The 26,132-nt window shown below is 60.4% G+C and carries 17 protein-coding genes and 1 pseudogene; 13 read left to right on the top strand and 5 right to left on the bottom strand.

Features of this window, described 5'->3' with window-relative positions; all coding sequences use genetic code 11:
* Positions 1–108 precede the first annotated feature (108 nt).
* The gene (locus LB577_RS20765) at positions 109–1,878 is read left to right on the top strand and encodes an adenylate/guanylate cyclase domain-containing protein (protein WP_224688123.1); all 1,770 of its coding nucleotides are present in this window, start codon (positions 109–111) and stop codon (positions 1,876–1,878) included.
* A 449-nt stretch (positions 1,879–2,327) separates the two neighbouring features.
* On the opposite strand, the gene LB577_RS20760 is transcribed toward LB577_RS20765, so the two are convergent.
* Positions 2,328–4,052 carry an adenylate/guanylate cyclase domain-containing protein gene (locus LB577_RS20760; RefSeq protein WP_224688122.1) on the bottom strand — a complete coding sequence of 575 codons (1,725 nt, stop codon included), beginning with the start codon at positions 4,050–4,052 and terminating at the stop codon, positions 2,328–2,330.
* 196 nt (positions 4,053–4,248) lie between these two features.
* On the opposite strand from LB577_RS20760, the pseudogene LB577_RS20755 reads away from it, so the two are divergent.
* Positions 4,249–5,259, top strand: a pseudogene (locus LB577_RS20755) (IS256 family transposase); the annotation flags it as partial.
* Between the two features lie 21 nt (positions 5,260–5,280).
* Here LB577_RS20755 and LB577_RS20750 read toward each other — a convergent pair.
* Complete coding sequence (locus LB577_RS20750) at positions 5,281–7,113, bottom strand: tetratricopeptide repeat protein (RefSeq protein WP_224688121.1); 1,833 nt, start codon at positions 7,111–7,113, stop codon at positions 5,281–5,283.
* A 529-nt stretch (positions 7,114–7,642) separates the two neighbouring features.
* Between LB577_RS20750 and LB577_RS20745 the strand changes: the two genes are divergently transcribed.
* From LB577_RS20745 to LB577_RS20725, 5 genes are all read left to right on the top strand, one after another.
* Positions 7,643–11,428: a hypothetical protein gene (locus tag LB577_RS20745; RefSeq protein ID WP_224688120.1), complete on the top strand. Its 3,786-nt coding sequence runs from the start codon at positions 7,643–7,645 to the stop codon at positions 11,426–11,428.
* 473 nt (positions 11,429–11,901) lie between these two features.
* Positions 11,902–12,969 carry an ABC transporter substrate-binding protein gene (locus tag LB577_RS20740; protein ID WP_224688119.1) on the top strand — a complete coding sequence of 356 codons (1,068 nt, stop codon included), beginning with the start codon at positions 11,902–11,904 and terminating at the stop codon, positions 12,967–12,969.
* A gap of 25 nt (positions 12,970–12,994) precedes the next feature.
* The gene (locus LB577_RS20735) at positions 12,995–14,116 is read left to right on the top strand and encodes an ABC transporter ATP-binding protein (protein WP_224688118.1); all 1,122 of its coding nucleotides are present in this window, start codon (positions 12,995–12,997) and stop codon (positions 14,114–14,116) included.
* Between the two features lie 3 nt (positions 14,117–14,119).
* Complete coding sequence (locus LB577_RS20730) at positions 14,120–15,352, top strand: ABC transporter permease (RefSeq protein ID WP_224688117.1); 1,233 nt, start codon at positions 14,120–14,122, stop codon at positions 15,350–15,352.
* A gap of 4 nt (positions 15,353–15,356) precedes the next feature.
* Positions 15,357–16,166 carry an ABC transporter permease gene (locus tag LB577_RS20725; RefSeq protein ID WP_224688116.1) on the top strand — a complete coding sequence of 270 codons (810 nt, stop codon included), beginning with the start codon at positions 15,357–15,359 and terminating at the stop codon, positions 16,164–16,166.
* Between the two features lie 45 nt (positions 16,167–16,211).
* On the opposite strand, the gene LB577_RS20720 is transcribed toward LB577_RS20725, so the two are convergent.
* Both LB577_RS20720 and LB577_RS20715 read right to left on the bottom strand, forming a co-directional pair.
* Positions 16,212–17,105, bottom strand: coding sequence for a LysR substrate-binding domain-containing protein (locus LB577_RS20720; RefSeq protein WP_224688115.1), 894 nt, complete (start codon positions 17,103–17,105; stop codon positions 16,212–16,214).
* Between the two features lie 98 nt (positions 17,106–17,203).
* A complete protein-coding gene (locus LB577_RS20715) occupies positions 17,204–18,418 on the bottom strand; it encodes a M24 family metallopeptidase (protein WP_224688139.1) in 1,215 nt (404 codons plus the stop codon).
* Positions 18,419–18,680: 262 nt separating this feature from the next.
* On the opposite strand from LB577_RS20715, the gene LB577_RS20710 reads away from it, so the two are divergent.
* A complete protein-coding gene (locus tag LB577_RS20710; protein ID WP_140662114.1) occupies positions 18,681–19,895 on the top strand; it encodes a M24 family metallopeptidase in 1,215 nt (404 codons plus the stop codon).
* Positions 19,896–20,234: 339 nt separating this feature from the next.
* Here LB577_RS20710 and LB577_RS20705 read toward each other — a convergent pair whose 3' ends face one another.
* Positions 20,235–21,014 carry a creatininase gene (locus tag LB577_RS20705; RefSeq protein ID WP_224688114.1) on the bottom strand — a complete coding sequence of 260 codons (780 nt, stop codon included), beginning with the start codon at positions 21,012–21,014 and terminating at the stop codon, positions 20,235–20,237.
* Positions 21,015–21,114: 100 nt separating this feature from the next.
* Between LB577_RS20705 and LB577_RS20700 the strand changes: the two genes are divergently transcribed.
* The 5 genes from LB577_RS20700 to LB577_RS20680 all read left to right on the top strand — a co-directional run bounded on the left by LB577_RS20700 (position 21,115) and on the right by LB577_RS20680 (position 26,131).
* The gene (locus tag LB577_RS20700) at positions 21,115–22,029 is read left to right on the top strand and encodes a LysR substrate-binding domain-containing protein (protein ID WP_224688113.1); all 915 of its coding nucleotides are present in this window, start codon (positions 21,115–21,117) and stop codon (positions 22,027–22,029) included.
* A 91-nt stretch (positions 22,030–22,120) separates the two neighbouring features.
* Positions 22,121–23,257 (top strand): extracellular solute-binding protein, encoded by a 1,137-nt coding sequence (locus tag LB577_RS20695; RefSeq protein WP_224688112.1) that lies wholly within the window; start codon positions 22,121–22,123, stop codon positions 23,255–23,257.
* Positions 23,258–23,364: 107 nt separating this feature from the next.
* Positions 23,365–24,210, top strand: coding sequence for an ABC transporter permease (locus LB577_RS20690; protein ID WP_224688111.1), 846 nt, complete (start codon positions 23,365–23,367; stop codon positions 24,208–24,210).
* On the top strand, positions 24,207–25,040 hold the full coding sequence (locus tag LB577_RS20685) for an ABC transporter permease (RefSeq protein ID WP_224688110.1): 834 nt from the start codon (positions 24,207–24,209) through the stop codon (positions 25,038–25,040). The genes LB577_RS20690 and LB577_RS20685 overlap by 4 nt, the downstream gene beginning before the upstream one ends.
* A complete protein-coding gene (locus LB577_RS20680; RefSeq protein WP_224688109.1) occupies positions 25,037–26,131 on the top strand; it encodes an ABC transporter ATP-binding protein in 1,095 nt (364 codons plus the stop codon). The genes LB577_RS20685 and LB577_RS20680 overlap by 4 nt, the downstream gene beginning before the upstream one ends.
* Position 26,132 lies beyond the last annotated feature (1 nt).

Here is a 26,132-nt window from a genome sequence, read left to right as displayed (position 1 = left end):
CCTCAGGCTGTTGTCTGCCCAAGGGTCTGGAACGACTGGAACCCAATGGCTCGGAGCTATCTTCCTTTGCCTCACCAGTAGTGCCAGACTGGATGGAGGGAGCATGACATGAGGGAGACGCGCAAAATAGCAGCGATCCTCGTCTCGGATGTGGTCGGCTACAGCCGGCTAGCCGGCGCAGATGAAGATCGCATCTTGGCACGGCTGCGGGCGCTGCGCAGCGATCTCATCGATCCCACCATCGCCGTTCATCGTGGTCGCGTCGTCAAGCGCACCGGCGACGGGAGCCTCGTCGAGTTCGGCAGCGTGGTGGAAGCAGTGCGCTGCGCGATCGAAGTGCAGAACGCCATGCTTGAACGCAATGCCGGGGTGCCGGATGAACGCCGCATCGAGTTCCGGATCGGCATTCATTTGGGCGACGTCGTGCAAGAAGGCGATGGTGACCTGATGGGTGATGGCGTCAACATCGCCGCACGCCTGGAAGGCATCTGCGAACCCGGCAATATCTGTCTTTCCGAGCAGGCCTATTGGCAGGTCAAGTCAAGGCTCGACATCGCGATCAACGATCGCGGTGCGGTTCAGCTCAAGAACATCACCGAGCCGATCCGGGTTTATTCGCTACAGGTCGGCGTTCCCTCCAAGGCAAAGCCCGCGGCACCAACTGGACCGTCCCTTGTTCTAGAGAAGCTTTCACAACCGCTCGCACCTCCCGACAAGCCTTCGATTGCTGTGCTGCCTTTTATCAACATGAGTGGTGACCCTGAACAGGAGTTCTTTACCGACGGGCTGACGGAGGACATCATCACCGATCTGTCGAATGTGTCCGGCTTCTTCGTCATCGCCCGCAACTCCACTTTTGCCTATAAAGGCAAACCAACCGACGTACGTCAGATCGCTCGCGATCTGGGCGTCAAATATGTTCTCGAGGGCAGCGCCCGGCGATCCAACAAGCGGTTGCGCGTCAACGTGCAGCTTATTGATGCCGGAGAAGGCGGCAACCACGTGTGGGCCGAGCGCTTCGACCGCGAAATTGCCGACATCTTCGACGTTCAGGACGAGGTGACGCGACGCGTTGTTGAAGCGATCTCTGGTAAGCTTGGTGAAAAGAAACTTGTTGCCCGTACCCGACCGTCAAATCTCGAAGCCTATGATCTTTGTGTTAGGTCGCGAGGCAAGTGCAACAATTCCAGGTCCGACAACAGGGAGGCGTGTGCTGACCTGGAACGTGCCATTCAGATCGATCCAAACTACTGCGAGGCGCACAGCAATCTTGCCATCTCACTGCTATTTGGCTGGATTATCTGGGGAGAGCCACAGGAGCCCGGCCGCGCAAATGCTCTGATACACGCGCAAAGGGCAGTGAAAATCGATCCCGACGATTCCCACGCTCGCAGGATCCTGGGCTGCGTCCAGCTCTACGAGCGCAATTGGGATGAAGCAAAATCCCAATTCGATGCTGCCGTTCGACTTAATTCCAACAATGCAGATGCGGTTGCCTGGACGGGTGAGCTGCAAATCTACTTAGGCGATCCGCAAGCAGCGCTGATAGCTTGTGGCGCGGCGCTCCGTATAAATCCCCGCCCACCCGGTTGGTATTTCTGGATCCTGGGAATGGCGCAGATTTCCTCCGGTCACTATGAAGAAGCTGTGGCGTCCTTGAGCCGGGAAGAAACGTACGGGACGGGTTCGAGGGAGCACCTGGTTCCCGCGCTTGCCCTTGCCGGTCGCGTTCCTGAGGCGCAGGAGGAAGCCCGGCTATTTCTTGCGGGCAATCCAAATTGGAGGGTTAGTGATTTGGTGGCGGCCTCACCTTTCAAGAGCCCGAGCGATGCGCAGCCGTTTGTTGATGGCTGGCGTCTGGCGGGCCTGCCAGATTAAGGCCGACGGGCATCACCTGAGCGAGGCCTGCGATTGTGCACTATCGACCGGTTCATCCCTGAAAGCCGCTGTTCCGATCGGTCCAGCCGGTCCAGGGTCGCAACGATTCTTTCCTCTACTACTTCTCGCTGCCAGCCCTTCGACGTCTTTGGTCTACTCGCTTAGAAATACAAGAAGTGGCCGGACGGACAGACCGCCGTTGGCAGGTGGGCTCCAGCACCGGACAATTTCCCACCCCTGGTCGCCCGCCACCATGCGCCTGGCGAGCATGCCGGTAACGGCCGATCGGCAATCGCACAATGCGCGCGCGCCTTAGAGGCAAAATCTGTCTGGGCACGAGTCGCCATGACCTCTCAGGGTCTTTGACCGGAGGCCCATGGCCGCTGAAAAAGCTGCTGCTCCCAGGTGCGGGGGCGCCGAGACAGCCGTTCGAACGGCGGTCGCCCGTTTCACTCCGACAGACCGGCCCTCCGCAATCCGTTGAACAGCTGATCACCCGCTTCCCTGTGCGCGTACGGGCTCATCGCGACGACATCCCGCAAAGAGAGGTTCGGCTTGAGTTTCCGTCCTATCGCTAAGGCCTGGGCAGCCTCGGATGCATGGCCAAGTTGGGCGTGAGCGGCGGCAAGCTGAAGCCAGGCGCCGTATTCCTTCTGTGGGATATTGCCGAGGGCGGCGATCGCTTCGTCGTATCTCTCCAGGTCGATCAAGATCCCGCCGCGAATCCACCAGAACCAATGCGGTGGAAATTTGCTCCTCTGCAGCGCGTCGTCGATCTCGATCAGCGCCTCTTCTGGCTGGCCGGCAAATCGCATCCCTTCCGCCCGGTCGGCGCGAATCTCCGCGTCAGCGGGATTGAGATCGACAGCGCGGTTGAAATGCATGCTCGCACGTTCGTGCTGTCTTAGCCAGAGCGCGACCATCGCGTTGGCCTGCTGGACGGCTGCATCGTTGCTGTCCAGTTCCAAGGCCCTTTGCGCGGCAAGGCGGGCCTCTTCCAGAGTCAATGAATCGGCATCGGCCCAGTAGCTGCCGAGGTGCCCGATTGCGAGCCAGGCATGGGCCTGGGCGAATCCCGGATCGATGGAAATTGCACGAGCGAAGAAGGGTGCAGCTTCCCTGTCGCTGGCCCGGCGGGCGACTTCTCTACCTTGCATGAAGAAGTCGTAGGCGGTCCAGCTCGACGTTGGCTTCTTGCGCAGTAGCGCTACGGCGGTGCTCATCATGTGCCCTTCGAGCGTCGCAACTATCGCCGAGACGACCTCATCCTGCACCGCGAAAATATCGTGTGTTTCGCGGTCAAATCGTTCAGCCCAGACGTGGTTGCCAGTGTCGGCGTCGATCAGCTGCACGGTAATGCGTATCCGCTCGCCCTTTTTCTGCACGCTACCTTCAACAACAAAGTTCACACCGAGATCGCGCGCAGCCAGCACGGGGTTAACGCCTTTGCCGCCAAGCTGAAACGAGGCATGACGAGCGGCTACGGAAAGGTTCTTGAACCGGGACAGCTCGGTAATAATGTCCTCGGTGATGCCGTCTGACAGGTATTTCTGGCCGGGATCGCCGCTGAGGTTGTCCAGCGGCAGGATGGCTATCGAAGGCTTGTTGGAAATGGGTGAGATCGTCTGGGGTGCCATTGGCACGACGGTAGGTCCGCAATGATAGACGCGGACGCGCGTGCTGATATTCTTGAGCTGTCGTTCGCCCGCGTCCTCGAAGGCGGCGTCGACCTTGCCTCGGACCTCTTCGTGAACCTTGCCGGAAATGCATATGCCACTGGGCTCCGCCAGCGTCTCGAGCCGCGCGGCGATGTTGACGCCTTCCCCATAGATGTCGGCACCTTCGCCGATGACGTCGCCGAGATTGATGCCTATGCGGAGCACAATGCGGCTCTGATCTGGCAAGTCCGTATTGGCTTCCGACATCTTTCGTTGCAGCTCAATCGCCGCGCTCACCGCGTTTACCGCGCTGGCGAATTCGATGAGCACGCCGTCGCCCATGAACTTGACGATGCGGCCACCCCTTGCGCGCACCGTGGGCTGCAGGATCAAGGTCCGTCGGTCTTTGAGCGTGGCAAGCGTGCCTGCTTCATCGGACTCCATCAGCCGCGAGTATCCGACCACGTCGGCGACGACAATGGCGGCCAATCGGCGGGTGAAGCTTTCTTCGACCAATTTGGGCAGACCTCTGACAACCGGCTTTAATGATCGTATTTGCGCTCCTCTGAGAAGTCCATTCGCCAGGGAATCGGGCCGGCGCCAGACACGGTGGCGGGTAGTGTGCTGAGAGTTCTGCAAATTCGCTGAGAGAGGGCGGTCATGGCAGGCTGGTGATGTTCAACGTCACCGATTCCTTGGAAGGAACGCCACCATGACCAAGACTGAAGATAAATCCGCCAGCACTGCCGTCAAAGACATTCTGCTTTCGAACCCGGAGGGGCTGCACGAAGTGATCCGTGCGGTAATGCAGGAGGTTCTCGAGGCGGAGATGGAGGAGGCGCTGGGTGCTTCGAAGGGCGAAACGCACGCCTGAGCGCCTTGGGTATCGCTCGGATTACTACGGCCGCACCCTTGTGACGCGCGTCGGCAAGCTTGAGCTGCGGGTTCCACAGGACCGGGCGGGTCACTTCTCCACCGAGCTGTTCGAGCGGTACCAGCGTTCGGAGGGGGCCTTGGTTGCGACGCTTGCGGAGATGTATGTACAGGGCGTGTCGACCCGCAAGGTCAAGGCGATCACGGAAGAGCTGTGCGGTCATGCGTTCTCGGCCTCGTCGATCTCGGCCATCAACAAGCGCTTGGACGAGAGCTTGAAGGCGTTTGCCGAACGCCCCCTTCAAGAGCCGTTTCCTTACCTCATCCTCGACGCGCGCTATGAGAAGGTGCGTGAAGCCGGCGTCGTCACGAGCCAGGCGGTGCTGATCGCGGTTGGCATCGACTGGGACGCCGGCGCCAGATCCTGGCCGTGGAGATGGCAAATCGCGAGAACCGTTCGGCCTGGAGGGACTTCCTCGTCTCACTGAAGGCACGCGGCCTCAAGGGCGTCGAATTGGTCGTGTCCGACGATCACGCCGGCCTGGTCGCGGCGATCGGCGAGGTGATCCCGGAAGCAGCCTGGCAACGCTGCTACGTGCACTTCCTCAGGAACGCGCTCGATCACCTGCCGCGCAAGCACGGCGACGACTGACTGCAGAAGTTGCGCTGGCTCTACGACCAGTGCGATCTCGCTGAGGTCAGGGCCGATCTCGCCGCATGGCTCGCCAAATGGTCGACTCGCTATCCGCGCCTGACCACCTGGGCGGAAGAAGCCATAGAGCAGACGCTGACTTTCTTCCGGTTGCCGCGCCAGCACCACAAGGATCCCAAGTCCACCAACATGCTCGAGGACGACGACGCAGCCGCGACGCTACGACACTTGACCATTTCGTCGAGGCATCTGGCCGTGTTTTGTTCGTCTTTCGAGCAACCCCGCCTTGCCAAGGCCGTCCATCAGATGGTCGTGATCTTCCTGATGCTGGTACCAAGCCGCACCCCGCCAGAACTCATCCCAATCCTTGAGCCGGCGGCCCGGGAATGCCGCCATGTCGTCCTCCGCAACGCGTAGAAATTCTTCCAGCATCGCTTTCGCTTCGGCCAAACGTCCGGCATAGGCATAGCTTGCCGCCAAAATCCCTCGAACTTCATTGATCGGTTCCGGAATCGACTTCAATGAAGCAATGGCGTCACCATACCGGCGGGCGGTGAAATATGCCCAGCCTTTGCCCCATGGGAACCAGGTGATATCGTACGGGTTCTGCCGCTTCGACAGTTCGAACTGTTCGATTGCGGCCTCGGGCTGTCCGACGGTGTGAAGGAAATACGCGTAGTAAGCCCTCGCTTCCGTGTCATTCGGATTATTTTGAACGGCCTTTTCGAGATGAAACCGCGCCTCCTCGTATTCTCCCCTGGCGTTGTGCACCATTCCAAGGATCCAGCGAGCGTTATTGTCGGCGTCATCGAGCGTGACCGCCCGCTTCGCAAATTCAATGGCCTCATTACGCAGTCGATCGCGATCCTCCGACCAGTGGGCCATTTGGGTCACAAAACAACAATATGCGTAGTAGGCGTGGGCCTGAGAGCTGGTGGGGTCGATTTCAATCGCATGGCGCGTCAGCATCCGGGCCTCTTCGGTGTCACTTCTGGTGAACTTCATGACGAATGCCCTGGCGCGCAAGACAAGGTCATAGGCCTTGAGCGCACTCGGACTGAGTCTGACCGCGCGTTCACGCCAAGCCGCCTCGACCCGACCGCCAACCGTGGAGGCGACCGCGCTAGCCAACTCGTCCTGGATGCCAAACAGATCTAGCAGGTCGCGGTCATAACGCTCGGCCCAAACGTGACTGCCGGTGACCGCGTCCACCAGCTGTGACGTGACGCGGATTCTGTTACCCGATTTCCGCACGCTCCCCTCGACGACGTAACGCGCGCCCATCTTGCGGCCGAACTCCTTTACTTCGATCGCCTGGCCCTTGAATGCAAAGGACGAATGGCGTGCGATCACCAGCAGTGAATGGAAGCGCGACAGTTCCGTGATGACGTCCTCGGTGATGCCGTCCGAGAAATACTCCTGTTCCGGATCGCCGCTCATGTTGTTGAAGGGTAGCACGGCGATCGACGGTTTTTCATTGGCGACCGACTCCACTCCGACCGGTTGCAGGAACGGCGCGTCGGGAAAGAGGTTGACATTGTAGACGCGCACCGGCCGCTCGATGTTCTTGAGCGTCTGCTCGCCCGTGTCTTCAAAGGTAAGGGCGAGCCTGTTGCCGAGACTGTCCCGGACAGAGCCGGATACGGCAACGCCGCCCGGCCTGGCGATGCTCTCGATCCGAGCCGCAATGTTGACGCCATCGCCGAAAATGTCGTCATCGTCGATGATGATATCTCCGAGGTTGATCCCGATGCGGAACTCGATGCGCCTGTCCGCCGGCACGTCGGCATTACGCTCGCGCATCTTATGCTGGATGTCGGCGGCGCAGGCCACCGCATTTACCACACTGGGGAACTCTACCAGCAAGCCGTCGCCGGTCAGCTTGACGATCCTGCCCTGATGCTCAGCGATCTTAGCGTCCACCAGTTCGTGGCGATGCGCCTTGAACGCCGACAGGGTCCCGCTCTCGTCGAGACCCATGAGCTTGGAGTAGCCAACCACATCGGCCGCGAGGATGGCGGCTAGGCGACGCTGATTGCGTTCTTCGGCCATTAGCAATACGCTGACCTAGAGCGAAGGAAATCGTGTGGATTGTATGGGCCCTCAGGCGTGGAGTCTATCGCGCCCTTTGGCTGCTATTGGGTGGGTTCAGACCTTCGTCGCACCGCGCCGAACGTCCGCTATCGTACTTCGGGCGCCATAAGCCGACCTTCCGAATCCGGCCCCAATGCTGCCGGACCGTATGCTTCTCATGGCTGACGTTCAAGTCTTCTAGTGTTAGTTCTAGCAGCTGCCGACCGCCACCGAGCCGCGCCATTGTCCCGACGCACGCATTGGTGCGCAGCGATTTCTTGGCCGGTCAAACCCTCGGCTTCATGCGTCGGCAGCTTCAGCCTGCCGGCGTAGACGCATGATCCTTCTTGCCTCAACGATGCGCATCAACATCTCGCCGGCCTCCGTCGCGTCCTCTAGCGCCACTGCTCGATGGCTAACGGGGTTCTTGTTAGAACCAATGGGCCTGAGGCAAATCCACTACAATGATTGTCCTGTAAACAGCTGATTCTCAACCGAGCAACGACATATGGCCGTATTCGAGATCACCAAGGAGATGATCGCAAGCGTTGAGGATGAGCAGTTACGTCAACTGCTCCGTCGATTGCTGGAGGCGGAGGCGCGAGGCGGCAATATTCCGCTGTCAGCTATTGGAGTAGCAGGAAACCAAACAGCTGGCGATGGTGGTGTTGACGGTTCCATCGCTTGGAATGGAGCCCCCAACCCTGAGGGCTGGCTCCCCCGGAGCACGATTTACTTCCAGTCCAAGGCCGAGGTGATGGGACCGGCAAAGCTCATCCACGAAATGCGCCCCGACGGTGTTGCGCGCCCAATCTTCGCCGAACTGGCGGCCGTCGGAGGTGCATATATCGTATTCTCAAGCGATGACCCCTCCAAGTCTCGCCACGACGCGCGGATCGCTGCGATGCGCGATGCGATAGCCGATGTTACGGACGCAGATCAAATCGCGCTTGAGTTCTACGGCGCCGACAAGATCGCACGCTGGTCCAACCAGCGCGTGGGCGTCGCATTATGGTTGCTTGAGCAGGTCGGACGACCATTGGCAGGATGGCGTGGATACGGCGCTTGGTCAGCCCCCGACAGTCCGGGCAAGCCTTACCTGTTGGACGACACGGCACGCGCGACGATTGACGGTCGCGAATTGTCGATGTGCGACGCCGTCACAAAGATGCGCGAGACACTTTCCCGTCCTGGTGGGGTTGTGCGTCTGATCGGTCTGTCGGGGATGGGCAAGACACGCCTTGCCGAGGCGCTTTTCGATGATCGCCTCGACGGCGGTGCGGTCTTACCAACGGAGCGAGCGGTCTATGGCGATGCTGGCCTTGACCTCACCGTGAGCGCCGCCCTGATGGCGGAGCAGATCGCTGTCGCCGGCGTCGAAGCCGTAGTGGTGGTCGACAACTGCACACAACGCACCCATGGCCAACTCGCCGAGATCGTGCGGCGCCGGAACAGCCGGGCGAGCTTACTGACGATTGACTATGATGTTCTTAGCGAGCAGCCCGCAGGGACGCTTGTGACACTCGGCGGCAACAGCGAGGAAATCCTGGACGGTGTGCTCAAGCAGCGCTTTCCAAAGCTGAGCGATGCGGAACGCCGGCACCTCGCTGAATTTTGCGGCGGCAATGCTCGGATTGCACTTAAGATTGCGGAAGCCGGCGGCGAGGGCATTGACCTCTCTAAACTGAAGGATAGCGAGTTGCTCGAACGGCTGTTTCAGACCGGTCGCCAGGAACGCGACTCCAAAGCTCGAGACTGCGCAGAGGCAGCGTCGCTTGTCCATGCGTTCTACGCCAACGCTGGGGATGGGCAAGTCGTTGAGTACCCCGTGCTGGCAAATGTAGCTGACGTCACCCCCCAGCGGTTTTTCCGCACGATCGCGACCTTCCTTGACTGGGGTGTGGTGCAGCAGCGCGGACCACAGCGCGCGGTTATGCCACCGCCGCTCGCCAATATGCTGGCGGGGCCCTGTATTCGCCGTAGCGATCCCGATGTGCTCGTCGCAACGTTTGTCAGCGGCCCGGTGCGGTTGTTCGCCTCCTTTGCACGGCGCATTGGGCAATTGCATGATGAGCCTGCTGCAGTTGCCATTGCTGAGCGTTTTTTCGCGGCAGGAGGACCGCTCGGACATCCTGTAGCGATGGATCGGCTTAGGCATCGCGCCTTTATCCATGCTGCCCCTGCAGCCCCCGGCACAGCATTGAGCGCGATCGAACGGGTGCTTTCGAGCGGCGACCGCGACCGCTTGCTCGAACCCGACGAACATCGCCGGGACCTTAGCCAATTGCTTGTTCACATAGCCTACGAACCGCGCCTATTCGGCCGCGCGATCGATGTGCTCACCGCCTTCACGCTTGCCGACCGTGATACCCGTGATGAACTCAAGGCGCGCCCGCATTTACTTGAGCGGTTTTGGCCAATCCTATCCCTTACTCTAGCCGATCAGGCTACCCGGCTGAGCAGAATAGATCAAATGCTGAGCGACCCCGACGACCGCATCCGAGCGCTTGGGGTTGAAGCGCTCGATCATATGCTCGATGCCAGTCATTTTAGCTCGTCGCTCAATCTCGAGTTCGGCGCCAAAGCTCGGCTCGAGGAATGGCGGCCGAACAATGGCGTAGCATATCAGACTTGGTTCGATGCAGCTTATGACCGGTTAATAATGATCGCCGAGAGTGGACGCGCTGAAGCCGGGCGAACCCGGGACGTGATCGCTGAGCATTTTCGCGAACATTATGACAGCTCGATCGATGACAAGACGCTGGACATTATGTGCGCAGTTCGCGGTGCCGGTTATTGGGAGCTCGGCTGGCGGGCGATCAATGAGACGCTCTCTCTCATGCCGCGCCCTGCGCCCCAGGATACCTCGGCCACGACAAAACTTCAGAAACTGATCGCGCTGGAGCGTGATTTTCGTCCGAAGTCGATCGACGAATTTTTCGAAACGTTCGTCTTAGGCGAACCTTGGCGACACTGGCACCCAAATGGAAACGATCGCAAGATGGTGCGACATGCGAGCGCCCTTTCTAGGGCTGTCGGGCGTGCGATCATGCGACGGGGTGTGGCACTGGCACCCTATCTCGACCGTGCGGCCGCTGCGAGCGGCACCAACAGCGTGTGGTCGTTCATGGTCGGCCTTGCGCGATCAGCAACTGACCTCGACGCGCTTTGGGACATGGCTTACGCGCGATTCGTTCTTAATGATCGAGGCCATCCAGGACTGTTGGGCGGCCTGCTGGAGGGTGCAGGGGTTCGGCATCGCGACTGGGTTGAGCGCAAGCTTGATGCAATCGTTACCGATCCGGCGCTGAGCGGGTATCTCGTAACCTTGCACAATGCTGTGCCGCTCGACGCGTCTGCGGTCGAGCGGTTTAGCACCGCGCTTTCACGAGGCGTGATCTCCGTCGATCGTTTCTCGCAGCTCATGATGGGCAGTGTGACCAAACCGTTGCCGGGCGCCGTCCTTGCGCGATTCTTGCGGGAATTGTTCGCAGATGATGCTGGGCTCGTCCCCGCACTACAGATCCTGCATATGCGCATATTCGGGGATCGCGGCGATAAGGTGCCGATCGATCCGGCCCTAATCGAAGTCGGCCGCGAGATGCTGGGCGATGCGCGCATCTACACGCATGAGTTTCGCCAGCAGGATCACGATATCACTGGAATCGCCAAGGTCGTGTTCAGCGCATGCGAAAATCCGGTGCTCGCCCGCACGATCTGCATCGCGATGCGCGAGAACGCCGGCAACAACTACGTCAGTCATCGCGATTTTAGAGAGTTGGCGACACTGATCATGGCGCAATACCCGTTAATCGTCTGCGAGGAGATTGTCGAGAAATCAGCAAATGAGCATCTCATCCAGCGCTTCTTCGGCCAGCTTGGGGACCAAGATGATGACGACATGCTCGAACCCGAGGCCGGTGTCGAAACGTTGCTGGAATGGGTTGTGCAGGACCCGCAGGCGCGAGCGCTCAAAGTAGCCCATGTCGTTAGATACATGGTCAAGGACCATGTGAGCGGGGCGCTTCGCTGGTCGGCGGTTGCTTTGGCCCTGATCAACATCGCCACCGATCCGGGTCCAATCCTACGGGCGTTCGAGCGTAGGTTCTTCACCGGCGCCGGATGGGGACCATTCTCGCTCCGATTTGTGCGCCGTCGGCCGCTGGTCGCTGCCATGCTACAAAGCAGCCATCCACGCGCGCAGGCCTGGGCGCGCGAGGCCGGGCCTCGGCTTGAGGAAAGTATCAGACAATGGGATGAAATGGATCGCGATCGCGACAGTCGGTTCGAATGACCACACGGCACGTCATACATGCCGACTTGCCGACCGACATCGCCCGTATCACCTCCAAAGCAGCCAGACCGCTTCCGGCCCAAATGCGGCCATTTCGGAACATGCAAGCCGACTAAGTAGCGATTGGAAATCAATAATCACTCGACCGCAGTGTTCATGGTTTGCGCCTCGAAAGTCGCATAAATGGCAGAGTGGAACGCGGGCTGAAGGCCAGACGTGTCGTTTCTGATTTTTTCGTTATTAGGCTTTGAGAGAGCGGCAGGTCCCTGAACACTTTGCAGCTGTGGCGGGCCAGCCGCACCACGCTGGCCGTCCAGTGCTGCGAACGCGGCTATTGGTCTGAGACGCCTTGTCGCGATAACGGTTCCTCATGGACCCATGCGATGTACTTATTTGCCGTAGTGCTTCCACCAAATTAGCGTTTTGCATCGGCCAAGGCTCGCTCAAAGGAAGTCGACGCCGAGTTTCAACCAATGGGAGTGGCGGAAATGAGATATCGCTCAACAGGTCGTGTGCTGGGTTTGTCGCTGCTGGGGCTTGCGCCGCTTTGTTCGAATGCAGCGCGGGCGCAAGACACGCTCTCGGTCATGAGTTTCGGTGGCGCTTACCAGGAAGCGCAGCGGAAGGCGGTGTTTGAAACCTACACCGCCAAGACCGGGGCCAAGATTGACGAGCAGGAGTACGGCGGCGAAATCGCCAAGATCAAGGCGATGATCGAATCCGGCAATACCACCATAGATGTCGTTGACGTCGATGCGCCGACGTTGCTGCAAGGATGCGACGAGGGCATTTTCGAAAAGATCGACTGGTCGAAAATCGGACCAGAGAACGACTGGATCAAGGGCACGACCTCGGAATGCGGCGTCGGCACGATCGTCTACGCGACGATCCTTGCCTATGACGGCACCAAGCTGCCGGATGGGCCTAAGACGATCAAAGACTTGTTCGACACCAAGAAATTCCCCGGAAAGCGCGGCCTCTGGAAGAACCCCGCAACCAACCTGGAATTCGCGTTGCTCGCCGATGGCGTTGCGCCTGACCAGGTCTACGAAACGCTGTCGACCCCGGCGGGCGTGGATCGTGCCTTCGCCAAGCTCGACACGATCAAGGACAGCATTGTGTGGTGGGAAGCGGGCGCCCAGGCACCGCAGTTGCTCGCTTCGGGCGAGGTAACGATGACGACCGCGTGGAACGGCCGCATCTACAACGCCAACAAGGAAGGCAAGGATTTTCGGATCGTCTGGGACAACCAGATCCTTGACTCAAATTACTGGGTAATCCCCAAGGGCGCTAAGAATGCCGAGGGATCGCTTGCCTTTATCAAATACGCGGTCGAGCCCAAGGTACTCGCGGGGATCACGAAATACATTCCCTACGGCCCTGTACGGAAATCGGCGGCCGAGTTCGTGGCGCCGGGGGATGCCAAGAATCTACCGACCAGCCCGCAGAATCTGACGATTTCGCTGACGCTTGACAATGGCTTCTGGGCTGACAACGGGGACGAAATACGCAAGCGGTTCACGACCTGGCTCGCGCAGTAGCGCGGGCTTCCGGAGGAGAGCATCGATGAATTTTTCCCAGCGAATGTCACTTGCGACGGACAACCAAGTCGATGCCCTCGTTCGGTTCGAGGAGGTGAAGAAATCCTACGACGGCATCAACTTCGTCGTGAAGGACCTCAATCTCGACGTCCTGCGCGGCGAGTTCCTGACCATGCTGGGGCCGTCCGGCTCGGGCAAGACCACGACGCTGATGATGCTGGGCGGTTTCGAGCAGCCGACGCTCGGCCATATCCGGCTCGACGGCAAGCCTGTCGAGCGGTTGCCGCCGGAGAAGCGCAACATCGGCTTTGTGTTCCAGAACTACGCGCTGTTTCCACACATGACGGTGGCGGAGAATGTCGCGTTTCCGCTGCGCTATCGCGGCATCACCGGCGCGGCCGCGAAGGAAAAGGTCCGCCAGGCGCTCGGCCGCGTCAGTCTCGATGCGCTGGGCGATCGTCGTCCGGCGCAGCTTTCCGGCGGCCAGCAGCAGCGTGTCGCATTGGCCCGCGCGCTGGTGTTCGAGCCCTCGCTGGTGCTGATGGACGAGCCCCTCGGGGCGCTCGACAAGCAATTGCGCGAACGCATGCAGATCGAGATCAAGCAACTCCAGACCTCGCTCGGCATCACCATGGTCTACGTTACCCATGACCAGTCCGAAGCGTTGACCATGTCGGACCGCATCGCGGTGTTCCATGACGGGCGGATCCAGCAACTCGCGGATCCGGCAACGCTGTATAACGAGCCGGCCAACCGCTTCGTTGCCTCCTTTATTGGCGAGAACAACTCGCTGCCATGCACCTTGCTTGGACGAGAAGGTGGCCTGGCCGTCGTGCGCATGGCCGATGGCACGACGTTGAAGGCCGCGGGCGCCAATGTGTCCGGCGCGGGCACGGACATAAGTCTATCCATGCGGCCGGAGAATATTTCGCTGGCCGGGGAGGGTGTCCGCGCCGATTTCAACCGCTTCACTGGCAAGACCCGCGACGTCTTTTTCCTCGGCGACCATATGCGGCTGTCGATCGAGGCCTTTGGTGGCCAGCTTGTCACCGCGCGCATCCCGGCGCGGCAGGCATTGCATTTCGCGTCCGGCACGGATGTCGTCCTCGAATGCGGCATTTCGGAATGCCGTCTGCTGGAGGTGTGAGCCATGACCGTCGTGGATATCGACCGGATCAACGTCTTCATGGCCGTCCGTCGGGCCGAAAAACCCGCCCGGCGTGCAGCACTTTCGCTGGCCCTGCCGCTGATCGTTTTCCTATTGGTCGCCTTCGTCGCTCCGATCCTCTACCTGCTGGTCACGGCGGTGGGCAATCCGGAGACGCGCGAGGTGCTGCCGCGCACGTTGGCGGCGCTGCAAAGCTGGGATGGCGTTTCAACGCCGGACGAGCCGGTCTACGCCGCGCTCGCCGCCGACTTGAAAATCGCCAAGGACAACAGCACGGCCGCCTTGCTCGGCAAGCGTCTCAACTACGAGATTTCCAGCATGCGCAGCCGCGTGCTGGCGGCGGCGCGGATAGTCGAGAAGCTGAATACGGGTCCCTACAAGGAGAAGTTCCTCGAGCAGAACAAGGATTGGGGCTCGCCGGAAACCTGGGCGATCATCAAGCGCAACGGTGCTTCTTTCACGCCTTACTATCTGCTGACCGCGCTCGACCTCCAGCAGGCCCCGAACGGGTCGGTCGAACGCGTCCAGGGCGACCAGGCGATCTTCCTCGACGTGCTGGCGCGTACGTTGTTCGTCGCGGGGCTGGTGACACTGTTCACCCTTATCCTGGGCTATCCAGTCGCCTATGTGCTGACCATCGCGCCCAAGGCAATCGCCGGCATCATGATGCTGATGGTGCTGCTTCCCTTGTGGACGTCGCTGCTCGTGCGCACCACCGCCTGGGTCGTGCTGCTGCAGTCCGACGGCATCGTCAACGACGTGCTGATGACCTTGCATCTGGCCAGCGAGCGGCTTCAGCTCATCTTCACGCGCACCGGAACGGTCATCGCGATGACGCACATCCAGTTGCCCTTCACCATCCTGCCGATCTACAGCGTCATGCGCTCGATTCCCGCCACGCAGCTCAGGGCGGCGCGCTCGCTCGGTGCCCCGCCATCTTCCGCCTTCTGGCGCATCTATGCGCCGCAGACGCTGCCTGGCGTCGTTGCCGGGTGCCTGATGACTTTCATCCTGTCGCTTGGCTACTACATCACGCCGGCTCTTGTTGGTGGGCCACGCGACCAGATGGTGTCCAATTTCATCTCGGTCTACATCAACCGCGATCTCAACTGGGGCCTGGCCGCCGCCCTCGGCGTGGTCCTGCTTGTCGTGACGCTTGCCATCTACCTGTTGTTCCTGCGCCTCGTTGGCGCCGACAAGATCAAGCTGGGGTGACGCTATGTGGCTGCCTTCTTACGCGACGCCGTCCGAACGCCTGATGCGCACGCTGGTGGCGGCGTTCGCCGTTGCCGTGCTCCTGTTCCTGATCGCGCCGCTGTTCATCATCGTGCCGCTATCCTTCTCCAAGGACCCGTTCTTCACCTTGCCCGTGAAGGAGTATTCCCTGCGCTGGTATGCGGATTTCTTCGGCAATGCGCGCTGGATGAATGCCATCTTCAACAGTGCCGTCGCGGCGGTGATGACCACGATCCTGGCCACCACGCTCGGCACGTTGGCGGCACTCGGCATCTCGCGCCCCAATTTCCCGGCGCGGCGGTTGATCATGGCATTGCTGATCTCGCCGATGATCGTGCCGATCGTCATCGTGGCTGTCGGCAGCTATCTCTTCTTCGGCCAGTTCGGCCTGACGAACACGCGCACTGGACTCGTCCTGGCACACACCGCGCTGGCGACGCCTTTCGTGGTCATCACGGTGACGGCGACGCTTTCCACCTATGACACAAATCTGACGCGCGCGGCATTGAGCCTCGGCGCATCGCCGTCGTCGGCGTTCTTTCGGGTGACGTTGCCGAGCATCATGCCGGGCGTGGTGTCCGGCGCGATCTTCGCCTTCGCGACCTCGTTCGACGAGGTGGTCGTCGCGCTGTTCATGACGGCGGCCGAACAGCGCACGCTTCCGGTGCAGATGTTTTCCGGCATCCGCGACCAGATCAATCCGACCATCATGGCCGCCGCGACGCTGTTGCTCGCGCTGTCGATCATCCTGTTCGCGATGCTCGCCCTGCTGACCCGGCGTCGGGTGAAATAGGCGGCCGGCCACGGCCTTTCGTCGGGCTGGGACCCGAAGCCGTTCTCAGCCGACCCTGGTGGTGCCTTCGCCGGCGACGAACATATCGGCAAACCGGGCGGCAAAACTCTGCGCCACGGTCGACCGCTTGCGGTCGGGACTGACATAGATGCCGACCACGACATCGGCGAGCCGGGGCAGGTGGACCGACGGCTCGATGATCCTGAGGTTCGCTGGAATAATCCGGCGCGCCAGGACCGTGACGCCGAAGTCGGCGCCCACGGCGGCCTCGAGGCCGGCAAGACTTGGGCTCGTGTAGACGATCTCGAAATTGCGGCCGTCGCGTTGCAACGCGGTTAGCATGTTGCGACGGTAGAGGCAGCCTTCAGGATAACAGACAATGCGCAGTTCTCCTTGCCTTGCGACATCATCCGCCAGGTTCGGGGACTGCGCTCCGCAGACCCAGGCCAGCGTCTCCTTCCAGGTCATGAAAGCGCCTTCGGAAGGCCCGTCCGGGGTCATCGCCACGACAATGTCGAACAGGCCGTTGCGCAGGCCCTGCAGCAGATTGTGCGACAGATCGCAGACGACGTCGAAGGTCAGGTCGCCGCCGTCGCGCGCCAGGCTGGCCATCAGCTTGGGCAGGAAATGATCGGCGTAGTCGTTGGGAATGCCGAGTCGCAGCCGGCCCTTGCTGTCGCGCTTGGAGAGCTTCAGCATCATGTCGTCGTTGAGCGCCAGGATCTGGCGCGCATAGCCGGCGACAAGTTCACCCTGTTCGGTGATCTGCGCGCCACCTTCCTTGGCGAAGAGCGAGACGCCGAGCAGTTCTTGAAGTCGCTTCATTTGCAGACTGATCGCTGGCTGCGTGCGGCCGAGCTTTTCTCCCGCTCGCGTATAGCCACGCAGGTCGATAACGGTGACGAAGGCGCGGAGAAGGTCGGTTGGGATGCTGCGCATGGTTAGCTCCACATTGACCGATTAGATCACGCCGTTCCAAACAAACGCAAGCGGGCCTTCCTTTCCAGGAAGGCCCGCCAGAAGTCGAGTAGTAGCGATCACGCCTTGACGATGTTGTGCTCCGGGCCGAACGGGAACTTGGTGATGTTTTCGGCGCCGTCTTCGGTCATCACAAGAATGTCGTGCTCGCGGTAGCCACCGGAACCTGGCAGCCCCTCGGGGATGGTCAGCATGGGTTCCATGGAGACAACCATGCCGGGTTGCAGCACGGTATTGATGTCTTCGCGCAGTTCGACGCCGGCTTCGCGGCCATAATAGTGCGACAGCACGCCGAAGGAGTGGCCGTAGCCGAACGAGCGGTAGCCGAGCAGATTGTGGCTGCGGTAGATTTCGTTCAACTCTGTCGCCACATCGCCGCAGCGTGCGCCAGGCTTAAGGAGTTCCAACCCGCGACGGTGGACGTCGCAGTTGATCTCCCAGATGCGCAGGTGCTCATCGCTGGCATGATCGAGGAACAGCGTGCGCTCGAGCGCGGTGTAGTAGCCCGAAATCATTGGGAAGCAATTGAGCGAGAGGATGTCGCCTTTCTGAACCTTGCGCGAGGTGACCGGATTGTGGGCGCCGTCGGTGTTGATGCCCGACTGGAACCAGACCCAGGTGTCCATCAGTTCGGCATGTGGAAAGGTCTTGGCGATGTGCCGTACCATGGATTGTGTGCCGGCCAGCGCGACTTCATATTCGGGAACGTTCTCGCGGATCGCGTTGCGAATGGCTTCACCGCCGATATCGGCGGTGTGCGCGCCTTCCTTGATCAGGACTATTTCCTCGGCCGATTTGATCGTGCGCAGCCACATGGTCGGCGCACCGACGTCGACAAACTCGACGTTCGGGAAGGCGTCTTGCAGCAGTTTCCTGAACTCGAGGTTGACGTGATCGAACTCGATGCCGATACGCTTCACGTTGGGCAGCGTCTGCTGCAGGGCATAGAAATAGTTGTCGCGCTGCCAGTCGGTGTAGGTGATGTTATCGCCGAAGGTACGGCGCCATGGCTGGCCGGCATCGATGCCGGCCGAAACAGACACGGCCTTCTCCGGGGTGACCACAAAGGCATAGCGACGGCCGAAATAGCAGAACATAAAGTCGGAGAAATAGCAGATATTGTGGTAGGAGGTCAGCACCGCCGCGTCGAGCTTCAGCTCGGCCAGAATGCTGCGCAGCGCATCCTGACGGCGCGTCATCTCGGCGGGGCTGAAGGTGGCGACAGCCTTCTCGCCATTATGCATCTTCTGTAGCCGCAGCAATTCGTTGGGCATGCCCTTGGCGTAGACGTTCATTTCTTTCCTCCGCATCCAAATTGAGGTTTCTGGTTGGAAGCGGACTATAAAAAGTCGATCCGGCCGCAGGAAATTAGAAGTCGATATCGGAGGATTAGTGTTGCTAATCGGTCGGTGCCGCCAACGGCGTCGGCAATTGCCATAATTTATGGAAATACAGGCATCAGGTGAATAAATTGTCCTGATGCGCGCGCCGATCGTAGCATCCCTGCATCAACAGTGCAGTGCAGGGGAGCACGCGATGACCGACGACATGTTGCATGTGATGGCGTGGCACAATGGTGAAAAGGAGTATTCGCCATTCTCGGATACCGAGATGAAGCGCCGCCAGGCCGATGTTCGCCGCTGGATGGCGGAGAACAAGGTGGATGCGGTGCTGTTCACCTCCTATCATTGCATCAACTACTACTCCGGCTGGCTCTACTGCTACTTCGGCCGGAAATACGGGATGGTTATCGACCACAATAAAGCCACGACCATTTCGGCCGGGATCGATGGCGGCCAGCCCTACCGTCGCAGCTTTGGCGACAACATCACCTATACTGACTGGCGCCGCGACAATTTCTACCGCGCAGTGCGCCAACTCACCGCGGGCGCCAAGCGCATCGGTATCGAGTTTGACCACGTCAACGTCGACTTCCGCCGTCAGCTTGAGGAGGCGCTGCCGGGTGTCGAATTCGTCGATGTCGCCAAACCATCGATGTGGATGCGCTCGATCAAGTCGCTGGAGGAGCAAAAACTGATCCGCGAGGGGGCGCGCGTCTGCGACGTCGGCGGTGCCGCCTGCGTGGCGGCCGTGAAAGCCGGCGTGCCAGAGCACGAGGTGGCTATTGCAACGACCAACGCCATGATCCGGGAGATCGCGAAATCGCATCCTTACGTCGAACTGATGGACACCTGGACCTGGTTTCAGTCAGGCATCAACACCGACGGTGCCCACAACCCTGTCACCAACCGCGTCGTTCGGTCAGGCGACATCCTGTCGCTCAACACTTTTCCGATGATTTTTGGCTATTACACCGCACTCGAACGCACGCTGTTCTGCGATCATGTCGACGACGCCAGCCTTGACATCTGGCAGAAGAACGTCGCGGTCCACCGTCGCGGTCTCGAACTGATCAAGCCCGGCGCGCGGTGCAAGGACATCGCGATCGAGCTCAACGAGATGTATCGGGAATGGGACCTGCTGAAATACCGCTCCTTCGGCTACGGCCATTCCTTCGGCGTGCTCTGTCATTATTATGGCCGCGAAGCCGGCGTGGAGCTACGCGAGGACATCGATACGGTGCTGCAACCCGGCATGGTGGTCTCGATGGAACCGATGGTGATGCTGCCGGAGGGCTTGCCAGGCGCCGGGGGGTACCGGGAACACGACATTCTGATCATTAAGGACGACGGAGCGGAAAACATCACCGGCTTCCCCTTCGGTCCGGACCACAACATCGTCGGGAACTGACGGACGTGTTCTACATCCCTCATGATTTGCATCAGCGGGGGGACAGCCGAACAAACCGACACAACCCTTACGCAGCGTCGCCGGTCTGTGGCCTCGCCCGCGGCTGCCTCATTTTCCTGATAAGAGTTTTCACGGCCGACACTCTCGTGGAACGCGGTGATTGCCCACCCGACGAAAATGCCGACACGAGAGGGCAGGCGCCACCGAATTGGCCTTTTCCATACTGATAATGCGTGCCGGATCGAGAATCGCTTGACGGGGTGGCCTTCGCGCGCTGCCTCGCATTGGAGCTCAAGGCCCCGATCGCAGATCCGGAAACGATCGGCGTAAGAGCAGGGCTCAGCGCGGAAACTCGACGCGCAGGGCTTTGACGATGCCCCCCACGCAGACATCCAGCAAGATGTCACCCTTCGCTTTCGAAGCTTCCCTGGGCGACGACAATGTGCCGCTCGCCGGTGTCCATTCAGGCTTGGGGGGGTAGACATCGTATGGCGGAAAGCTGGCCGGTTCATGATCGACGGCTCGCTCGAGGTGCACGAAGTTCGGGTAAAGCGACAGCATCAGCGATGTCTCAAGCACGCCGCCATGTTCCAGATCCCAGCCGGTGAACCCGTCGGGATAGAGCCGCGCGATGGTCGGCTTGTCGACGAAATCCCAATAAGACAGCACCACAATCTTCATGTCGTTAATACCGCCCCAGCGAAGCTCGCGCAGCGCCAGATCGATGCCTTCGACGATGAACCACGAGTTCTCGAAGTGGCCATTCATCAAGCAGATATTGCGTACGCCATGGCGGGCGAATTCCTTGATGACATCGCGGAGCGCCGCGACCAGTGTCGCGCCGTCCAGACTGGTCGTGCCTGGCAGGTGATTGCCGCCACCCGATTTCTGATGCGACTTGTAGCCGTAGGTGAAGGGAGGAGCTACAAGTGCGCCGATCTCGCCAGCGACACGGCGGGAGAATTCGACCGGCAATAGCACGTCGACATGCATAGGCATGTGGTGGCCATGCTGCTCCATCGACCCGACCGGCAGGAGGATGGGCACGGAGCCGTCCCGAACCTTCGCATCGTAGTCCTGCCAAGGCAGTTCGGCGGCAAAAACAGTGATATCGGGCATGAGTTCCTCCCAGCTTCGGCTGTTGAGGCTGATGATTAGTGGTGGTACTGGTGATATGAAAAATTTATATTCATGATCCTGGTATGAGAAATCCAAATCCATGCGAAATTTCATCAACTTTCAAACCGATCTGCTGCGGACCTTTGTTTCGGTCATCGATCTTGGCGCCTATACAAAGGCCGGAGACGCGCTGGGGCGCACCCAGCCGGCCATCTCGCTGCAGATCCGCCGGCTCGAGGAATTGGTCGGGGCGCCGCTCATCAAACAAGTCGGACGCACGCTCACGCTGACGAGCGAAGGCGAGATGCTGCTAAGTTATGCCCGCGAAATGCTGCGGCTCAACGATGAGGCGGCTTCCTATTTCAATCGGTCGAAGATAGCCGGCGTGCTACGCATCGGCCTGCCGAACGACTATGCGGTCGCCTTCCTGCAGGGCGTCATCACCGAATACACCAGCCAGCATCCGGGCATTTCGCTGGAAATCCACTGCGGCTGGAGCGCCGACATTCTCGATCGACTGCGCGCCGACGAACTCGATCTGGCGGTGGCGATGGTCAACAATGAGCGCTCCCAATATCTGTCGCGTTCATGGATTGAGCGGCCGATCTGGGCTGCCGCCGATGCCGCCCGTTTTGACCTGGGAAGCGGCGTACCGCTGGCAGCCCACCCCGAAGGGTGCGCCTACCGGGCGCGGATGATCCAGTCCCTGGATACCGCACAGATCCGCTGGCGCGTGGCCTATACCGGGTCTGGCATCGCGGGGCTGCAGAATGCCGTGGTGAACGGCCTCGGCGTCAGCGCGCTGACCCGTTACACAATGCTGCCCGGTATGCGGGTCCTGGACGACAGCGACGGGTTCCCAGCGCTGGCTGAAATCCGGGTCGGCTTGTTCTACAAGCATCCCCGCCTGTCCGATGCCGGAATCAGGCTGGTCAATCACATCGTCGCGCGCCTGGATGAAGCCGGTGTCTCCGGCGACCCGGTACGGCGGCCGATCGAACTGGACCGTCAATAAGGGGTGTAAATGCATTTATTATGAGAATTAATTTTCCAAATAGTTGGACCGTTCGTAGGCTTGCTGGAACCACAAGCCAAGGGGAACAACCATGACAATCAAGAAAAGCTTGTCCGGCGTGCACACGCGCCGCGATCTTCTAAAGGGTGCAAGTATTCTGGGCGGCGGCGCGCTGGCGATGCCGTTCCTCAGCCGCCTGGCTTTCGCCGAGCCGGTCGAGCTCAATATGCTCGCATGGTATGGCCATGCCGAACCTGACGTGGTGGCCGAGTTCGAGGCGGTGAACAACGTCAAGTTCAAGCCGAAATACTATACCGGCGGCGACAACATGCTCGGGCTGATCGCCCAATCGCCTCCCGGAACCTTTGACATCATCCTGTCGGATGCCGAATACGTGCAGCAGCTCAACGCGGCCGGCTATATCGAGAAGCTCGATCCCGCTGATTATCCGTTCGACGAATTCTTCCCCGAATTCCAGCATTTTCCAGGACACTGGCAGGGCAACGACCTCTATTCCGTCATTACCCGTTTCGGCTTCCTCGGCGTGGCCTACAACACCGAAGCGATCACCGAGAAGGAGGCCTCCACCTACAATGTCTATTGGGCCGAGAAGCTGAAGGGCAAGGTCGGGCATTTCGATTGGCATCTGCCCAATCTCGGTCAGATCAGCCTGCTCACCGGCAACGCCTCGCCCTACGATATTGACGCCGCAGCGTGGAGCGCGGTGCAGGATAAAACGAAGTCGCTGCGCCCGCAGATCGGCGGCTTCTTCGACTACGGCGGCACCTTCTCGTCGCTTCAGAACGGCCAGATGCTGGCCATGGCCGGCATCGGCGACTGGATCACCGGGGCGCTGGAAAAGGGCGGCGCGAAGGTGCGGACCGTCATTCCGGAAGAGGGCGGCCTGCAGTTCACCGAATCCTTCTCGATCGGCAAAGGCTCGCAGAAGGCCGATCTGGCGAAGAAATGGATCCAGTACATTACCTCGGCCAAGGGCCAGGTGAAGTCGGCCAACATGGTAGCCTATCCCTGCCTCATCCCGAACAAGAAGGGCTGGGAGCTTTTGGCCACTGAAACTCCCGCGGAGGCCAAGCGCCAGGGCATGCTGCTCAACCAGAGCAATGTCATGGATATGATCCGCAATGGGCGTATCAAATACCGCCAGTTGCCGGTTCAGCAGAGTCTTGAAGACTGGAATGACTTCTGGTCCGAATACAAGGGATCGTAACAGTCATCATCGCCGGGTGGGCACCAAGCCCGCCCGGCATTTCTTGGAGAATGGTCGTGCGTCATGCAGACGGGCGAGCCGTGCCTCAACGGACGGAACCTGCATCGATGCGGAAATCGATCACCCTTTACGGACTGACATTCTCCCTGCCGATGCTGATCTGGCAGGTGCTGTTCTTTCTGGCGCCGCTGGTCTTCCTGATCGCGCTGAGTTTCTGGACGGTCCGGAATTTCCGCATGGAGCCGGATTTCAATCCCGACAACTGGGCCAGGATGCTTGGCCGAGGCGTCTTCTGGGAAGCCTATTTTCGCACGTTAGTGCTGTCGACGGCGGCCGCCGCCATCACCAGCGCGCTGGCATTCCCCTGCGCCTACGGCATCGCCTTCAAGCTGTCGGAAACGGCGCGGCGCTGGGCCGTGTTCCTGATGGTCATCCCCTTCTTCACCAGCTATCTGGTGCGCGTCTATTCATGGCAGATTTTCCTGTCCGACAACGGCATCATCAATGCGCTGCTGGCAAAGACGGGCATCGGCCCGTTCGGCATGCTGAATTCGGTCTTCGGAACGATGGTCGGTTATCTGACGCTGAGCTTCCCGCTTGTCGTGCTGTTGCAATTGTTCAGCCTCATGTTCGTCGACCGCACGCTGATCGAAGCGGCACACAATCTGCGCTGCGGGCGTTTGCGCACGGTGTTCGAGGTGGTGGTGCCGGCGGCCAAGGTCGGGCTGGTGATCGCGGCGCTGTTCTGCTTCATCCTCACCTTCGGCGATTTCGTCAGCCCGCTCTATCTCGGCGGCGGCGACCCGCCGACGCTGTCCATCCTGATCACCGACACCACCAAATCGGGCCAGCAATGGCCGCGTGCTGCCGTCATCGCGCTGACCATGATCGCGACGCTGCTCGCGGTGGCATTCGCGGCGGTGAGCTTTGCCTACAAGGAGCGCGGTCGATGAACGATTTCAACCGCAATCCGTTGATCGACTGGGCGCTGAAACTCTACATCGTACTCGCCTTCGCCTTCATCTTCGCGCCGATCGCCGCGAGCTTCGTCTTCTCGCTCAACATAGACCGATTTCCCTCGCTGCCACTGGGTGGTTTCTCGACCATCTGGTACGAAGCCGTCTATGCCGATCCGCTCGTCTGGGAGGGCTTGCGCAACACGCTGATCGTTGGCGCGACCGTCTCGGTCGTCGCCACGGCACTTGGCTTCGGCGCCGCCTATACCGACTTCCGCTATAAATTCTTCGGCAAGCCGTTCTACCTGGCGCTTGCACTGTTGCCGCCGACCATTCCCGTGGTCATTCTGGGCTTGGCGATGTTGGCCTTCCTGTCCAACGTCCACCTGTCCGGCGAGGTCAATTCCGTCATCATCGCCCATGTGGTCATGTGCGCACCCTTCGCCATGGCGATCTGCCGGTTGCGCCTCTCGCAGATGGACCCTTCGCTGGAAGCCGCTGCCTGGAACCTCGGCGCGTCGGAATGGATGGCGATGCGTCACGTCATCGTGCCGTTCTGCCGACCTGCCATCTTCGCCGCGCTGTTCATCACCATGGCGGTGTCGTTCGACGAATTCGCGGTGTCGTGGTTCGTGTCGGGTCTGCACGAAACACTGCCGGTCAAGGTTCTCGGCTTTCTGCAAGGCCAGGTCAGCCCACGCATCAACGTCATCGGCACATTCGTCTTCCTCGCCTCGATGACGCTGGTGATCCTCGCCCAGATTCTTCTGATGAAACGCAGCGCCGCGCCCAAGGCCGGCGGCAACGCGCCGGAGTTGGTGTCATGATCGATCAAGCTCTCGTCGTCTTTGACGGCGTCGCCAAAAGTTTCGGCAACTTCAACGCCGTCGAGCGCATGGACCTCGAAATCCGCAAAGGAGAATTTCTCGCCATCATGGGGTCGAGCGGCTGCGGCAAGACCACCACGCTCAGAATGCTGGCGGGGCTCGAAGCGCCGACAGAAGGCGAGATCCGCCTTGCCGGCAAGCGCATCAACGACTTGCCGACTTGGCGTCGCGACACACCGATGGTGTGGCAGAGCCTGGCGCTGTTCCCGTTCCTGACGGTGCGCGAGAATGTCGAGTTCAGCCTGCGCATGCGCGGCACCGAAAAAGCCGAGCGCAGGCGACGCGTCGACAAGTGGCTCGAGCGCATGCAGATCACCGAATTCGCCGATCGCAACGTCGCTCATCTTTCGGGCGGACAGCGCCAACGCGGGGCGTTGGCGCGCTCGCTGGTGACGGAGCCCGAAATCCTGCTTCTCGACGAGCCGTTGTCGGCGCTCGACGCGCATCTCAAGGTGCGCATGCAGACCGTGTTGTCCAATCTGCAAAAAGAGCTCGGCATCACCTTCGTCTATGTCACGCACAGCCAGTCTGAGGCCTTTTCGATGGCCGACCGCGTCGTCATCATGAGCCGCGGCCGCATCGAGCAAATCGGCAACCCTCAGGAGATCTATCGCGCGCCGCGGACGAAGTTCGTCGCCGAGTTTCTTGGCTCTTCGAATGTGTTCGCCGGCAAGGTTTCAGCAGCGGACGGCGATGCCATCAGGATCGTCACGCCCTCGGGCGAGTTCGGCGTCGCCCGCAATCCTGCCAAGACATTGGCCAAAGGCGATAAGGCGACCTTCGTCGTCTCCGGCGACCGCGTGCAGTTGACCAACGAGAAGCCCACGGAGGCCGTCAACGGCATGCAGGCCTCGGTGGTCGGCGAGGAGTTCGTCGGCGCCACAGCGGTCATCCACCTCGAAGGCGCCGACGGCCTGGAACTCAAGGCGCAGAAGAGCCATGACGAGCTGGAACGGCTGAACCTGACGCCGGGCGCGAAAATCTGGATGTCCTGGCGCACCGAGTCGAGCCACATCCTGCCAGGCGAGTAGG

Source organism: Mesorhizobium sp. B283B1A (assembly GCF_020165735.1).
In the GTDB taxonomy this organism is placed as follows: domain Bacteria; phylum Pseudomonadota; class Alphaproteobacteria; order Rhizobiales; family Rhizobiaceae; genus Mesorhizobium; species Mesorhizobium opportunistum.
The sequence above is the reverse complement of the archived record's forward strand: the minus strand, read 5'-3'. Positions and strand labels throughout refer to the sequence as shown.

Coding starts and splice junctions, on each gene's coding strand:
- LB577_RS20705 (WP_224688114.1), bottom strand. CDS start 21,014: ATGCCCGATATCACTGTTTTTGCCGCCGAACTGCCTTGGCAGGACTAC.
- LB577_RS20695 (WP_224688112.1), top strand. CDS start 22,121: ATGACAATCAAGAAAAGCTTGTCCGGCGTGCACACGCGCCGCGATCTT.
- LB577_RS20745 (WP_224688120.1), top strand. CDS start 7,643: ATGGCCGTATTCGAGATCACCAAGGAGATGATCGCAAGCGTTGAGGAT.
- LB577_RS20720 (WP_224688115.1), bottom strand. CDS start 17,105: ATGCGCAGCATCCCAACCGACCTTCTCCGCGCCTTCGTCACCGTTATC.
- LB577_RS20685 (WP_224688110.1), top strand. CDS start 24,207: ATGAACGATTTCAACCGCAATCCGTTGATCGACTGGGCGCTGAAACTC.
- LB577_RS20730 (WP_224688117.1), top strand. CDS start 14,120: ATGACCGTCGTGGATATCGACCGGATCAACGTCTTCATGGCCGTCCGT.
- LB577_RS20735 (WP_224688118.1), top strand. CDS start 12,995: ATGAATTTTTCCCAGCGAATGTCACTTGCGACGGACAACCAAGTCGAT.
- LB577_RS20700 (WP_224688113.1), top strand. CDS start 21,115: ATGCGAAATTTCATCAACTTTCAAACCGATCTGCTGCGGACCTTTGTT.
- LB577_RS20740 (WP_224688119.1), top strand. CDS start 11,902: ATGGGAGTGGCGGAAATGAGATATCGCTCAACAGGTCGTGTGCTGGGT.
- LB577_RS20765 (WP_224688123.1), top strand. CDS start 109: ATGAGGGAGACGCGCAAAATAGCAGCGATCCTCGTCTCGGATGTGGTC.
- LB577_RS20710 (WP_140662114.1), top strand. CDS start 18,681: ATGACCGACGACATGTTGCATGTGATGGCGTGGCACAATGGTGAAAAG.
- LB577_RS20750 (WP_224688121.1), bottom strand. CDS start 7,113: ATGGCCGAAGAACGCAATCAGCGTCGCCTAGCCGCCATCCTCGCGGCC.
- LB577_RS20680 (WP_224688109.1), top strand. CDS start 25,037: ATGATCGATCAAGCTCTCGTCGTCTTTGACGGCGTCGCCAAAAGTTTC.
- LB577_RS20690 (WP_224688111.1), top strand. CDS start 23,365: ATGCGGAAATCGATCACCCTTTACGGACTGACATTCTCCCTGCCGATG.
- LB577_RS20715 (WP_224688139.1), bottom strand. CDS start 18,418: ATGCCCAACGAATTGCTGCGGCTACAGAAGATGCATAATGGCGAGAAG.
- LB577_RS20725 (WP_224688116.1), top strand. CDS start 15,357: ATGTGGCTGCCTTCTTACGCGACGCCGTCCGAACGCCTGATGCGCACG.